This window comes from cyanobacterium endosymbiont of Rhopalodia gibberula, from assembly GCF_003574135.1.
In the GTDB taxonomy this organism is placed as follows: Bacteria; Cyanobacteriota; Cyanobacteriia; order Cyanobacteriales; family Microcystaceae; genus Rippkaea.
In genome coordinates this window covers 2,076,332-2,090,854 of record NZ_AP018341.1, presented here as the reverse complement: position 1 = coordinate 2,090,854, position 14,523 = coordinate 2,076,332, and the positions used below count along the sequence as shown (strand labels likewise).

The 14,523-nt window shown below is 26.5% G+C and carries 7 protein-coding genes; 2 read left to right on the top strand and 5 right to left on the bottom strand.

The features are described from left to right. Positions 1-13 precede the first annotated feature (13 nt). Positions 14-358: a YbaB/EbfC family nucleoid-associated protein gene (locus tag RGRSB_RS06665; protein ID WP_119260376.1), complete on the top strand. Its 345-nt coding sequence runs from the start codon at positions 14-16 to the stop codon at positions 356-358. Positions 359-3,788: 3,430 nt separating this feature from the next. Here RGRSB_RS06665 and RGRSB_RS06660 read toward each other — a convergent pair. From RGRSB_RS06660 to RGRSB_RS06645, 5 genes are all read right to left on the bottom strand, one after another. Further along, positions 3,789-4,097, bottom strand: a complete 309-nt coding sequence (locus tag RGRSB_RS06660; RefSeq protein ID WP_119260375.1) for a hypothetical protein — start codon at positions 4,095-4,097, stop codon at positions 3,789-3,791. A 14-nt stretch (positions 4,098-4,111) separates the two neighbouring features. After that, entirely contained in the window at positions 4,112-4,780 is a 669-nt protein-coding gene (locus RGRSB_RS06655; protein ID WP_119260374.1) for a glutathione S-transferase family protein, read from the bottom strand. A gap of 1,332 nt (positions 4,781-6,112) precedes the next feature. Next, a complete protein-coding gene (locus tag RGRSB_RS06650; RefSeq protein ID WP_119260373.1) occupies positions 6,113-7,675 on the bottom strand; it encodes a glycine betaine ABC transporter substrate-binding protein in 1,563 nt (520 codons plus the stop codon). A 624-nt stretch (positions 7,676-8,299) separates the two neighbouring features. After that, positions 8,300-8,473, bottom strand: coding sequence for a hypothetical protein (locus RGRSB_RS10170; RefSeq protein ID WP_172582064.1), 174 nt, complete (start codon positions 8,471-8,473; stop codon positions 8,300-8,302). Positions 8,474-8,702: 229 nt separating this feature from the next. Next, positions 8,703-9,236, bottom strand: coding sequence for a transcriptional repressor (locus RGRSB_RS06645; RefSeq protein ID WP_119260372.1), 534 nt, complete (start codon positions 9,234-9,236; stop codon positions 8,703-8,705). 2,630 nt (positions 9,237-11,866) lie between these two features. Between RGRSB_RS06645 and RGRSB_RS10165 the strand changes: the two genes are divergently transcribed. Next, the gene (locus RGRSB_RS10165; RefSeq protein WP_172582063.1) at positions 11,867-12,043 is read left to right on the top strand and encodes a hypothetical protein; all 177 of its coding nucleotides are present in this window, start codon (positions 11,867-11,869) and stop codon (positions 12,041-12,043) included. The last annotated feature ends 2,480 nt before the right edge of the window (positions 12,044-14,523 follow it).

Genomic DNA, 14,523 nt, shown 5'->3' with positions numbered 1-14,523 from the left:
CTCTTAAAAGAATATGACAAAAGGACAAGGATTTGGGTTCGGATTAGGCAAAATTAGAGAATTGCAAGAAGCTTTCCAAAAAGCACAACAAGTTCAAGTTGGAGCACAAGAACTTCAAAAGCAATTGGAGGAAATGGAAATTGAGGGAGCTTGTGGGGGAGAATTGGTTAAAGTTGTCATGAGTGGCAACCAAGAGCCTCTTTACGTTGAAATTACCCAAGACGCGATAGAAAAAGGGGCTGATAGCCTTTCTCAATTAGTTACTGAGGCAATGAAAGATGCTTATGCTAAGTCTGCCGAGATGATGCGGACTAAAATGGAAGAACTTACCAGTGGTTTGAATCTTCCAGGAATGTAATTTTTAATAGCTTACAGTTTATATAAATCCGTCCGAGCAATTCAATTACTATCTATTTTCTACTGGTAATTGCTCGGACGGATTTATTAGATTGCTTAGAAGTCACTGAGAAGCACACAAGATACCGTTTAGGTAGTTAATATCGAAAGTATGTCACTTCACAAGATAAAAATCCAGCGTTAAATTGAGGTAGAGTATAGAGAAAAATTGTTAATGCGTAAGGTTATATCAAGAACAATTGGGAGATAAAAAGCCAATTTGTTATAATTTACTTTTGCTAACCTTAGTTATGTATTTTTTCTACGCCTAATACCTAGTATATACTTTAACCCCTTGTAAATCTGTCAAGTTCATCAAAAAAGATAATGTAGATTATAAGTAGATTAACTATTAGTAAAGAAATGTGATCATAAGTAGCTTCAACAATTATATTATTAATGTTAAAAATTATTGCCTTTATGAAACTGAGATACTTATTTTAAAGTTGAAAACTTGCTGCTAACGTTAACTCATTTCGATGGAATAGTTAACCTATCATTGTTATTACCATTTACGATAGACCTGATACTAAAATTTTTTTTAAAATATTTGATGCCTTAGCTAAATATTAAGCTTCTCCCACTTTTTCTCTTAATTAGTAAACAAATTTTGAAATGAGTAAATAATAACTACAACACTCCAAAATAATTATGAAACTATGAATAACATTGTTAGAAATAAAAAGAATGTTTATCTGAAAGTTATTTAGTATTAAGAAATAGTTTTTATAAGTTTGACTAACCCTAAATAAGTGACTAAATAACAATAAAGGTTGTTTACTTTTTTTAAGTACCAGTTTTGATCAGATTAGTTGGCTTTGTCTTGAGAAAGAAAAAAATTAAAATATTATAGAAATTACTGAAAAGCATCAATATAAAATAGTTCGATGCAATTTTATGTATATAAAATTAGCATTTATTTCTCTAGGATAGAATAGCAAAAATATAAAAATTTGAAAACATTAAAATTTATTTTTATCTAAAGAGTTTAGGGTTAAATATTCTTGATTTTTGACTGAAAATAAGTAACCACTAAAAAGTGTGGCTCTTTTAGGTTAAGTTTACTAAATTAGAGGTTAATAACTTCCAAAATTTTTATTCTGACTATATTCTATTATTTTGAATATTTATCCTTTTATGAGGATTAAGTTTTTGGGATATTAGAAAACTTATTCGATAGGACTTTTAGCTTTTATTTATTGTAATTTTATTACAGCTAAGCTAGAAAAGCCAAAGGTATTTCAATAGTAAATCAGTATCCTTTTAGGAATTTATTTTAAATTATTTTTAATCAGCTAGAGATATTACCTCTTCAAAAAGAAGAAAATCGTCTTGACTAAAATCACATTTATCAGATGTTGCTTGAACGACTTCCGTTAGATCGGTATCTGTATTCTGCCCTTAGATCACTTCCAATCATTGTCTCAATTTTTGTTTATCAATTTTGCTATGATTATTTTTGTTAACTTCCTATAAGTTTTTTTAGATTTTTTATTTACTTTTTATTTAAAATAATTTTTATCCTATTACTAAGTTCTTAGTTCTCAAATATTGTTAACTGAATTAATCTATATCTCAGATAATGCTGTGATGTGAATTTATAGAGATAAGCTAAATTCTAAGATTGCACTGATTATAGCTTCCGAGTCTAATATTAATACAATTGTCTGATTTGATTAACTATCAAAGTAAGTATCTGTTCAAAACCTTATTCAAGGTCTATTATCAGGATGGAAATAACTTATAATTATCACTGTTTTTATACCAAGTTAAGAATAATCAAGAATAGCTCAGACCTCTAAGAATTCTTAATATGATTGATCTTATTTAGAGTCTGTTTCCTCACACTCTTAGAGAACTTTTAAATTTAATCTTAAAATATTGAAAAAAATCAAAATAAACTTTTAGCTCAAAGGATATTTTTTTTATTCATCAAAAACCGATAGACCCATATCATAGCAGCTTTTTTTTAAAAAAAACATGAGAAACTATTGTTCTAATAAGTTAACTGGCGCGAAAAACTAGATTATTTTTAATCTTTTTATTAAATTTATTCTATTTAATATTAGCTGAATTTTACTTTTTGATCAAAAGCTTATCCAATTTAATTTATCAAATAGAGTACTTCAAAGCATTAATATAACCAATCGTGTAGAATGATTTTATTTAATAAACAAAAACTAAAACTGACGATTATCCGTTCTTTATTAAGTCAATTTAGTATATTTTTGTTTGACAAAGAAATATATGTTATGGACTCATAAGCCAAGTTTTTAATTTCAGAAGTATTATGGATGTTCAATCTTTCAAGAAACTATATCTGTTCTTACTCATCGCTTCTCTGTTGTTGATTAAGAAAACTAAATTTTTCTTTTTTCTAAAAAAAATTGTTGTCAGTAAAAACTATCGTAAGCTTCTTACTTAAGATAGTTTTTACTTAGACTCCATGATTTTCAAACAAATATAGCTAGTCAATAAATTGTAAAATAACAGTCTTATTTTTACTGGACTTTAACTATCTGTTAATATAGTTTATAGTTTATAATTAAATTAGCTTAATTAAGAATAACCGAATACAAAAAATAGGTTGTAACAGAAATAAAAGACTCTAGCCTGAGCGAAAAACAAAACTTTTAATCTGTTAAGAGCAGAAAATGATGATAAAAATTTCCAGAAAAATCTTATAATAGTCAGTCGTTTTTTGTCTATTGCTTAAGCAGTTCTCTTTATGTAAGAATAAAGATTATTTAATTTCACACTTAAATTAAATAATCTCCAAGACACTTATGCAAGCGTTACAAAAACTAATGTTGTTAACACAGCTATTGTCTTTAGAAAAGATCTTAGAAAGACTCTATATTATGAAATAATGACAAAACTCTTCATTGTGACTGATCTAGACTTGGAAGTAGAATACACAGTTGAATTGTTTACTTATACGTAGATTTATTGTGCTCCAATGTTCTAAAAGATAAACTTCCAAGGATTATTTCATATATCTGTTTTTTAATAGCAAATAATTTTATTTATAACCTTAAAGAACAGCTGTTTACTTGATAAATTAACAGATACATTACCGGAGTTCGTAGTTTTTGTGAAAAACTTAGCCATCATTCTCAAGTTTGCAAAACTGCTCAGAAATTAGTATCCTAGTAGAAGTAACCTATCAAAAAAGGGAAAAGTAAAAAAAAACAGCCCTGTCAAGAATATTTACAAACTGACGTAGCAGATAAATTTTACTTTTATTATATACACAACATAATTTATGCAAAAAACTATATAGAAGTACAGGAAAAGATTATTATATTACTGCAATACGAGCAGTCTATTGACCTACAAGGTTTTGTAACCCTATCAATATTTTAAATATATACGTCATTTTATAGAATTCTTTAAAAAAGATTCAACGGAAAAAATGTTTTTAACATTTTTCTCACCTTCAATAAAAAGATAATGTGTTTCAATTTAGAATTAAGTTCGGAAGGGTAAGGACTCTCAGCTAATTTAGCTTTAATCTCAGCATATTCTCCGGCTGTTAAAGGTTTTCCATCAATGGGTGATCGCCCTTCAGTCACAATTTCTGTCCGCAAAATTTCTTCAGGTATATCTTCAGGAGGAGGCAAGGCTACTGCTGAATTTAATTTAGCTACCAACCCAACTAGGTTAACAAAAATTGACCATTTTAACAGATGATGATTCATAGAAACTTTCTTAGTTAGTTCAACCCTGCTGGTAGCTTTTCTCCACAGATTTCATGGATTGTGATTATTTTTTTAAACAACCAAGGATAATTTTTACGATACTCAGGAATTAATCCTAAAGGACTCAATAGAGCTGAAGCTGTTAAATCAGCAACACTTAAGCGATCACCCACTAAATAGGGCTGATGTTGCCAATAGGATAACACATTTATGGCATTTTTTAACCGTTCTGAGGCTAATCTTACAGTAGCAGGGGTAATATTATATTGATGACGGACAATATTAATCACTATTTGACTAAACAAGGAAGAATCAATAGATTTTCCTTTTCCTGCACGAAAATGATAATAAATAAAACGAGTGGCGGTTCCGATGCTCTCATCTAACCAGTCTTCTAACAACCAAGCTTGAGTTTGTTTATTGGCATCAGGTAGTATTAATGGAGGATTATTTTGATAGGTTTCGAGGTATTGAAAAATTCGAGTTGAGTCAGCAATAACTTGAGGCTCTTCTACTTTTTGAGGTAATAAGACTGGAACTGTTGTTAACCCTGTAAGAGGTCTTAATTTAAATAAATGTAAGCCTGGTGTTAGGTTTTCAACTTGATAAGAAATTTTTTTATAACCTAATGCTAATCTAGCTTTACGGCAATAATGAGAGGTACTAAACTGTAATAATAACATAAGCTAATCAGTGATCAATATTAAACAGAAGAATTAACTACAAACAAGGACTTAATTTTACAAGAAATAATTATCCCAAAAGGAACTAGATGTCTCGGAAGGATAGCAATCTTGATTTTCTTATCTTAATCTTTTATAGTTAAGAATTACTTTATTTGCAGCACTTTACAATAAAATAACACATTTTAAAAAACTGTTATTTATAACATACTTTACTAATTCAAAAAATACAATTGTAACTAGGAAGATACAAAAAATGTCTTCTTTAAAAAGACTATCCTCTATATTTAATTATTATTTATACTTAATTACTAAAATCATGGACATAAATACATAACTTATATTATATGTATTTGTGAGCAAAAATAGTAACTTTTAAGATTAAAATTGATTAAAATAATCATAATTTTCTAAAAAAAGTACAGTATTTATTTATTCTAAGCATAGAATTTAGTTGATAATTAACTGTACTTTTTTGTATTCTATAACAAATACTTTAAAAAATAGTCATTCAATTAATTCACATAAGTTAAAAACGATATTTGTGGAGTTTAAGTATTTTAAAAAAATATCGACAGCTCTACTATAATATTCTGCTACGTTATTTATTTTTTTGATTTACATTAATGTTAAACAAATCTGTCTTGAGTTTATTGGACTACAATTTTGGTTTAAAAATCATAAATCTTGACTTTTTTTTTAAGTTTCGTAGGCAATTCATAGTTAATTTATACTAGCAGTATTATAAAGTTTCGCTTTTTGTAATTTTTTTAAAAAGACAGATTTTTATTTCCTCAAGAGTTTAGCACAAGCTATGCAAGTAGCAACGTAGGACTGAGGGTAAATAAATCTTCGATAATTTTATAGCTAGTTTGATAACAGTTACACCTAGTTAATCATATAAATCTTTTTTTAGTGAAGGAAAAGATAATAGGTTTATCAGTCAAGGACAGAGTTTCACTCTAGACGGCTAATTGTAATTTGGTTCGTTGTAAAAGATTTGTAGTTTGATTTCGAGCAAGATTAAAAATAATTATCGTTTTTAGGAGATAAGAATAAGGTTAGAAGACCATACTAAAATGGTAGATTAACTCAATTTTAGTGAAGGTTTTATGGACTATTTTAATTATTTTAGCCATAAAATTAATTATAATTCTGCCAAACCTAGGATAGGGAAAGTCTGCTGGCTCTTAAGAGAGTTTAGTTTATAACAGTTTGCCTCTTATTAAAACTGTTATAAACTAAAACAATTTTTAAATAATTTTTTAAAACTTTAGTAGTAAAAATGCTACATAATAGGTTCAATATAATTTTGATTATTTAGAGATTAGCTTAAGGCTTTAACCTATTTTTGATTAAAAAGTTATGTACCACTTCAGTAACTGATCCTTGACTATTGTCTACTTGATAATTTAATTGCTGCATTGCTGAGGTAGAAATCTGTCCAGCTAATTGTTGAATTACTGTTTTTATCTGGGGATATTTTTGGAGGGTTTCTTTGTTAAAAATGGGAATTGCTTCATAAGGAGGAAAATAATTTTTATCGTCTTCTAATATTGTTAATTTTAAAATAGGTATTGAGCCATCGGTAGAGTTTCCAGCAACTAGATCCACTTTTTTATTAGCTAAGACACGATATATTAAACCTAGATCTACAGTATTAGGGGGAAGGTCAAAATTTAAGTTATAAATTTTAGCTAATCCTGGATAGCCGTCTTCTCTAGTTAAAAATTCATAGCCGAAACCAGCTTGCCATTTAGGAGTATATTTACTAACTTCCGAAATAGTTTTTATATTATATTTCTCTGCATCCTGTTGACGAATTAAAATAGCGTAGGTATTTTTAAATCCTAAAGAAGGCATAACTTCTAAATTAAATTTTTTATTGTAAGCTACTTTGACTTGTTGATACAGTTGTTTGGAATTGCTAATCGGTTTTTGATTAAGAATTGCTGTGAAAGCAGTCCCACTATATTCGACGTAACCATCAATTTGTCGATTTTTAACTGCTTCATGGCAGATAAAAGTTCCTCCTAAATTAAATTTACGTTCCACATGAAGACTAGTTCTTATCTCGATATTTTGAGCTAAAAATTCTCCTAGAATAATACTTTCTGTAAAATTTTTAGAGCCAATTACTACAGTTTCACTTTCCTGACTTCCTAAAAATAACTGTTTGTAGATTATCCCAAATAAACTTAATAAAATTCCTACTACTACGCCCCAGATAATTAAAACACTTTTTTTAGATTTAGTTCGTGATTTTTCATACTGCGTTAGGGATTTCTCTAACGAACTAATTCCCCAATCAGCTACTAAGGCAATTAAGACCGCTGGAATTGCACCCAATAAAATTAATTGATTATTAACCATTGAAATTCCTCGAAAAATAAAAACCCCTAAGCCTCCTCCACCGATAGCAGCAGCAATAGTGGCAACACCCACACAAATTACTATAGAGACTCTTACTCCTGCTAGTATCATACCTACAGCAAGTGGGATTTCAATCAATAACAATGTTTGTTGATCCGTCATACCCATTGCTTTTCCTGCTTCTATAACTCCTTTATCAACTTGTATCATTCCAATATAAGTATTCTGAATAATAGGAAGTAAAGCATAAAGAATTAAGGCAAAGATAGCAGGTTTTTTTCCGATTCCTCCTATCACAGGAACGGTAATCAAAAAGCCAAACATGGCAAGACTAGGAACTGTTTGAACAGAGTTCACGATAAAAAAAATATAATTTGCTAATTTAGGATATCGGGTGATCAAAATACCGAGAGGAATACCTATCAAAATCGCTATTCCCATAGCAATGAGAACTAGAATTAAATGCTCTACAATTCGTTGTAGAAGTTCTGGAATAAAAGAAATAAAGAAAAAATCAGTCATTACAAATAGGTAAGTAGTCGAATACTATTTAAAGTTAACAGAAATAAAAAAATAATAAAGAGATGAGTCTATTCCAAACTGATAGTATAAAATCAATTGGTAAAATTCTCTATTAAGAAACTTCGGCGTTAAACTTGATATTTTTTTGCTCTATAGGCTTTTCTTTTAATTAACTCTGATTTATCATTAATACTTTCTATTATCTTCTGAGTTATTAATGGTACAAAATGTACAATATTTTCTTTTGTCCAATAAATGACATTTTACATCAATGATATCCTATGTTTTTTAACAAAAAAATTGCTTTTTTTGTTAAAATTAGCTAATTCAAATGTCCTTAATAACAGGGTTTGTGTTTTTTTGAAAAATATCTTTAGCCTTTTTTGATTAACATAGACCTAAAAAAATAGTTTTCATGAAGTTTAATTTCTATTTTTTATTTGATATTTTTTTCCTTAAAAAAACATATTATCTATTATTTTACTCAGACTTTTTTGTCTAAAATTGTCTAATAGCTTAAGCTACTTAACTTTTAGATCACGTTTTTTTTTATTATCTAATTAAGCACCAACTGATCCTATCATATAAAATCTACCCGCTATTACTTCAGTCTGTGGCATTAATTTACTCACAATAAAACCTATAAAACTTTTTAAAACCTATGTTAACTTCTTTAATTGCAGTAAAAACTTTTTTTCCTCCTTCTCCTTCAAACACAGCAATTGTATCAATTGCCAACTGTTCTAATTTCTGAGGTTTTCCTCTATATAATTCTTTAACTAAACTGTTGAGCATCATTTATTCTTCACTTACCCTATGCTACATTAATTACGTTTAATTTGACGAGAATGTATCTCAATACAGACTGCTCTTTTTGTCCAAGGAAAATCTATAGTAGTTAGTTTACTATCTTATGAAGAACACTAAAACAATAGAAAGTTTGGTTCAAGGATATTGATATCTAACTGTTTAGTAAAACTTAAATTAAAATTTGTAATGGTTATTTAAAATTCAATGTTATATTTTTCTATTCTGATTCTTCATCAATAGGGTTCAAGGGCCGACTATCGGAAATAGCACGAGTACAAGCCCAGTTACTTGGAAGGGAAGACGGCCACCCCATGCGAATCGCTTCTGAACAAATTGTCATTACTGTAAGTTGACAGTCTATTAACTGAAACCCTTGTTTTTTACATTGTCTTAAGCTGTGTTCTAGGATAGATTTATTTTTAAATTCAATAGTTTTATTACACTGAATACACACCATATGATGGTGATGGTGAGGAAAAGGATGGTTTAGTTCATAATGTTTATGACCTTCGGCTAGTTCTAATTCTCGTAGGATTCCCATACGAGACATTAATTTGATGCTGCGATAAATCGTTGACAAACTAATCCCTTCTTTTTTTTCTTCAAGGAGTTCATAGAGTTCTTCGGCACTTAAATGATTGCCCCTGGGAAGATTTTGAAATACGTAAAGAATTTTTTCCCGTTGGGCAGTTAAACGCCAACCTCTGGCGTTTAACTCGGCCTTTAGGGATATAGAAGTATAGGGAGGCATAATCAATCACTCTTAAATAACGTTCTCTAATTCACAATCATAATCTTTCAGAACCCTAGTTAGCAATAAATATCATTTATTACTATTTGTTTCAAACAATATTAATAATAGAAAAAATTAAAAATCTAAATAAAAATTATGTTACTTATGTACTAATCAAGTTTCTTGCTGATTTAAATCATATTTAAAGAGAAAACTATTATAGACATAAAGTCTATGTCCACTAAGTAAAATATTTTAATTGCAGCTTTTTATTCTGTTCTTAACTCCATAATTTTTATAAAAAAAATATAAAATCAGTCAACTAAACAGAAACTTCTTTAAATTTATTCAAAGAAAAAAAACTAAAATTGCTCTAACAGGGTTTTTAATCTGAATTACCCCCAAAAAATACGAATAAAACTATTAATATTTCAGTAATTTTCAATAAATTTTATTAAAATTTATTATTTTATATTTAAGCAATTAAAGTTAAAAAATATTAGTTAAAATGATATTTTTTAGAGTATTCACTTTGAGTAATACTTCATCTAAGCTGCTTTAACTAAATCGTATTTATCCTTAAACATCTTTCTGACAATTGCCTAAGTTTTTATGTGATAGAATTTCCCTTCTATTATATTTAGTCTTGGACTGTAAATCTGTAGAAAACATAAGTATAATTATTATTTTTATTGTTTTATTTTACTTTAGTTAAAATTTGAATATTTATATATAAAATATTATCTCCAAAATTAGGTTATTTTTTTTTGTTTTTTTAAGAATTGTCGACTATCACATTATCTATATCTATTTACTTATGAAAATTTTTTTGTAGATTTTATTATACTTTGCAAAAAATTAATATTTCTAATTTCATTTTTTACTTATCATACTAAGTATGAAACTTCTTTGATTTTCAAGTTTCTTGTATTTAAACATAATATTTTCACTATTGTTATTGTTCTGAAAGAAATTGTTCAGTTGGAAGTTAACCATAATAGCGCTTACTTTTCTAATTATATTAGTTTATCCCAGTTGAATTTCAAGTTAGGTTGATATCTAGTAAACACTATTTTTTAAAAATATTTCCACTTTAGTTTAGCTTTATATAAACTCAGTTACTGTATGTTGAGGTTTTTATATTTAACATTTTTTTTATAAAAAAACTTTATTTGATTGATTGTATAGTGATGATATAACTAAGTTAGTAGAATGCTTTGATCTTTATTATTATACTAACTTATTTTGAGTAAAATAATTATATATTTCCCAGTAAACCTTCCTTAAAATTGTTTAATAATTAGAAATATGCCATCTTACTTTTTATTGATATATATAATCTAGCTCCTAATATTTAGAGTGTTATTATTCTCGATAGCTGTCATCATTAATCTCCTCATTTAAATAGAAATTTATTTTTACAGAAATATTTGCAATCAAAATAGCTTAGCAATAGAGATAATTAGTTCATAAGTTTCTTACTTATATATTTAGTAATATTAGTCTTAGTTATTGTAACTTGAGTTATAAATACACTAGTAAAAAACAATTTATATATAAAATATATCATTTATATATAAAAATATAAAAGCTTTAGTTTTTAATTAAAATTATTTAATACTTAGCAGCTAAATGTATTGAATTTGAGGAAGTCACCCTAATTCTTTTTAAGAAATATAATTCATTAATATTTCTATTAACTTAGATAGATATAGTATGTCAATTATATCGGTAACTAGATTTTGTCTAGCCAAAAATTACCAAACTAAATTTAACTGGAAAAACGTCACAATGGTGAGTTTCTAATAAAGGTAAGTGAGGTAACCTAATCTCATACTTATTTGAGTAAGAAAGTTTGTCTACTGAATCAACATACAGAAAAAAAGTGCTTATTAGTCTTCTCAAATAAAAAAGCAGTAACACTCATAAAAAATTATAGACTACTTTATATGTTCTAACATGTACATAATAGAACATGAACTTTTTCTAAAATTAAGGCAAGAGATAAATTTAAAAAACTAAAAATTTAGTTATCGATAAACAAAAATTAAGAGATGTTTAAATAAGCATAAAATCAGCAAATTCTTCCATTGATAGAATAGCTAATATAGGTCTTTTATCATTTGTTAAATTTAAACTATAACCTTTCTTTCTAGGAACTTATAAAGATGAACTTCTTATCCATAACGATAACGAGTGATATTTTTATAAATCTAGTTTTTGGTATCGGTGGTTTGCTTTTCTTTGATAGCTAATACTTCCAGCAATGTGGGTTAACTTTCCCAGTAAAATAGAAACATTATAGAAAAACTTGACTAAGTTGAAGGCGATATTTCTTTGAGCATAGACCACAAAAACAATTATTATAAAAAATTTATTTACAGTAAACTCCACTGATACTAATAAAATTCTTGATAATGTATCAATTTTTTATAAATGTGATTACTCCAAATTTTATTCTCCTTGTTTAGAGAGAAAAAAGAAGTAGAGAAAACCTATAATTGACTATTAGGCTGCTTTCATCTTAGTTAAGATTGTACTATGCCATTAAAATAGACTTCTTTGTTTGGGTAGAAAAGTTTAATGTTCTAGTGTAGAAAGATACGATTGATTATGCTAGGATGAGTTCTAGTTTTAGGAAAGTGCTAATGAACCCAGATACTATTCGAAAAAAGGTTAAAGCTATCGAAAGTGAGCGAGAATTTTTAGTCCAACTTCTTAATAAACCCGATTTGGGAATTTTAAGTATCGATGTTAAGCAGGCTATTGAGGAACTCGATGAGTTAATTGACGAATTTGAATTTACTTTTCCAGAAAAAACATGAATTAAGTCACTAATATAGTAAGTGAAAGTCAGAAAAAGCTTAACTCCATGATATTTTGAAAAAGCCGTTTTTATAATGGCTTTCTTTACTTGCCTGTTTAAACTTTAAATCAATTTTTTTAGAAAAATCTCCCACAATTAATCAAAAGTCAATAAGTTATTTATTCCAACTCTTATAGACTGAGTGTGATTAGCTTGGTCGCTAATCACTTATCAAACTATTATTTTGAACTATACTTTATAGCTTCAAGAACTTAGTTGCAAAAATAAAGTTTTCGCAAGTTTATAATCTTTTACCTGGTAAAATTTTTAAGGTTTATTTAGTGAAATAATGTGACAACTAGTCTGGAATATCATTTGTTTTGAGTATCAAAAAATAAAAATAATTAAGATAATTAAAAGTTTTATAAATAGGTAAAATTAAATGACTATAATATAAAAAAATGCCTACCATATATCAACCTAACTAAAAATTAAGTTAATATAATTAGAAGAGCAAGCATTATCAAAATTAACTTGTAACTGAATAAATTCCTTTACAAGGAGAATAGAAGTATTGTATTTAAATACAAGGGCATGGAAGGTTAAAAAAATTTAAGATTGAGTAGAATTATAAAAAAATACAATTAGGAATATAATTTCTATATAAATTCTTTAAAGAATAGAAAAAATATAAGATTATCTAAAACATACAAAAACTTAGAACTAGGAAAATATAAGATTTCTTAAATATCTCTCAGTAAATTAAAAAACAAATTATTAATATTTATCTCAGTTTATCTAGTCATAAAACCTTATCATAAGGATAATATATAATTAAGAATGTAGAATCATAGTGGATTTCAATTGGGTATCTCATAAAGATCTAATAAGAGTAGATGAAGCAACTAGTTATATCTTTATCAGTCACTAAATCAATCGCTTTATTAAAAGTTTTACTGAGATTTATAAAATTTTAAGATTATTGAATTTATAAATATTATTCAGTTTTTTATTAAAAGTTTCCAGTGAGGTTAAAATTAAGATAGTAAGAGAAATAAGATGATAAAAATAAAACTTTTGCTTCTATAGATTCCATCAGTTCTCTAACTTTTATTGTTTTACTAGTTTATCAATTATTTGCAGTAGCACAAGTATTTGACAAAATGTATGGTATCAGTACTTTTATTTTATTTGTCTATTGTTCAAAAATAAAAGCTACTACAAGATCTGATATGGTAAGCACTCCACTTAAGAGGAGATTTTTTCTCGATTATTGAAATATTTTCTATAAGCTTGTTTTTTTTGAGTTGCTTTAGTGAAGTGAAAAGTCATGGCTAGCTAAACTCCAGTTCTGTCAATTATAACTAAATCTTGAAATTTAAACTTCATTTATGTAACCCGCTAAAATATAAAGTTTTATTTCGGGTTTACTGAAGTTTTTGGATTAGATAACATATAGTATAAATATTAACTTTAATACCTATTTTTTGTGTGAACGAAGTACTTCATTATTTTATGATAGTACTATTATTTATTTTTACAAATTAAAATACCGTAATTATTTTAATATTATAAATTTTATATTTAAATTGAATTATGCAGACATAAAATAAACGAACTAAATTTATATATAAAATGTTAAATTTTTAACTTAGTTAATTATATTTAATTTTGAATTAAGCAAAATTTATACATTGTTAATTATCATATTTTTAACAAACTAAAAATAGTTTAATGGTAAAAAACAAACTAAATATTAACTTATATTAATTGTGGTTTAACCACCCCTAAAATTTATAAAAATAATCGATTAACTATAAAATATTTATTTCTTAGAGATAGATATATCTATATCAATATAAATACTCATAAGATAGAATACAATCAATTTTAAAATGGATTAAAAGAAGATTTTAACGTTTGATAAAATTACTTTTTTAAAACCAGAAGTTAAAAAGTCTAAAAAAATTATTTAAAATTTTTAAAATTTTAAGTTAAATTTAACAGTAAATATGTTGTTATCAACAAATAAATAAAACTTAAGTAAAGAAATAAAAAACTAAATTAAACTAAATATATAAAGTTCAAATTTTTTCCTAAAAAAACTCACTAACTTTAAAAAATATAGTTTTTAAATAAAAACATACTGAATATGAAGACTATTAAAGTTAGTTATGGTTAAAAATCTATATAATATTAGGCGTTGAGAAAAAATGCCTAACATTACCAGGAAGCGACTCAGAAAATAGTAAAAAAAGTATTTAAATTTAGAAGTTTTGTTAACTTTTAACTTCCAAGTTTCTCAAACTAAAATTTTACTATGTAATTACACATCATTAAGTTAGTATAACTAGAAAATGTATTATTGATTAATATAAAGTCCAGTCATGAGAATGATCTCAAACAAATTATAATGACAATTATTATAGTTATGAAAAAAATAAATTTGTCAATTTTAAACAAGTTAAGTTTGAGCTATTTTATTTACTACTGCAATTT

What these genes read in the sequence shown, in the direction of transcription:
- RGRSB_RS06665 (WP_119260376.1), top strand. Translation starts at nt 14, where the DNA reads ATGACAAAAGGACAAGGATTTGGGTTCGGATTAGGCAAAATTAGAGAA.
- RGRSB_RS06660 (WP_119260375.1), bottom strand. Translation starts at nt 4,097, where the DNA reads ATGAATCATCATCTGTTAAAATGGTCAATTTTTGTTAACCTAGTTGGG.
- RGRSB_RS06655 (WP_119260374.1), bottom strand. Translation starts at nt 4,780, where the DNA reads ATGTTATTATTACAGTTTAGTACCTCTCATTATTGCCGTAAAGCTAGA.
- RGRSB_RS06650 (WP_119260373.1), bottom strand. Translation starts at nt 7,675, where the DNA reads ATGACTGATTTTTTCTTTATTTCTTTTATTCCAGAACTTCTACAACGA.
- RGRSB_RS10170 (WP_172582064.1), bottom strand. Translation starts at nt 8,473, where the DNA reads ATGATGCTCAACAGTTTAGTTAAAGAATTATATAGAGGAAAACCTCAG.
- RGRSB_RS06645 (WP_119260372.1), bottom strand. Translation starts at nt 9,236, where the DNA reads ATGCCTCCCTATACTTCTATATCCCTAAAGGCCGAGTTAAACGCCAGA.
- RGRSB_RS10165 (WP_172582063.1), top strand. Translation starts at nt 11,867, where the DNA reads ATGAACCCAGATACTATTCGAAAAAAGGTTAAAGCTATCGAAAGTGAG.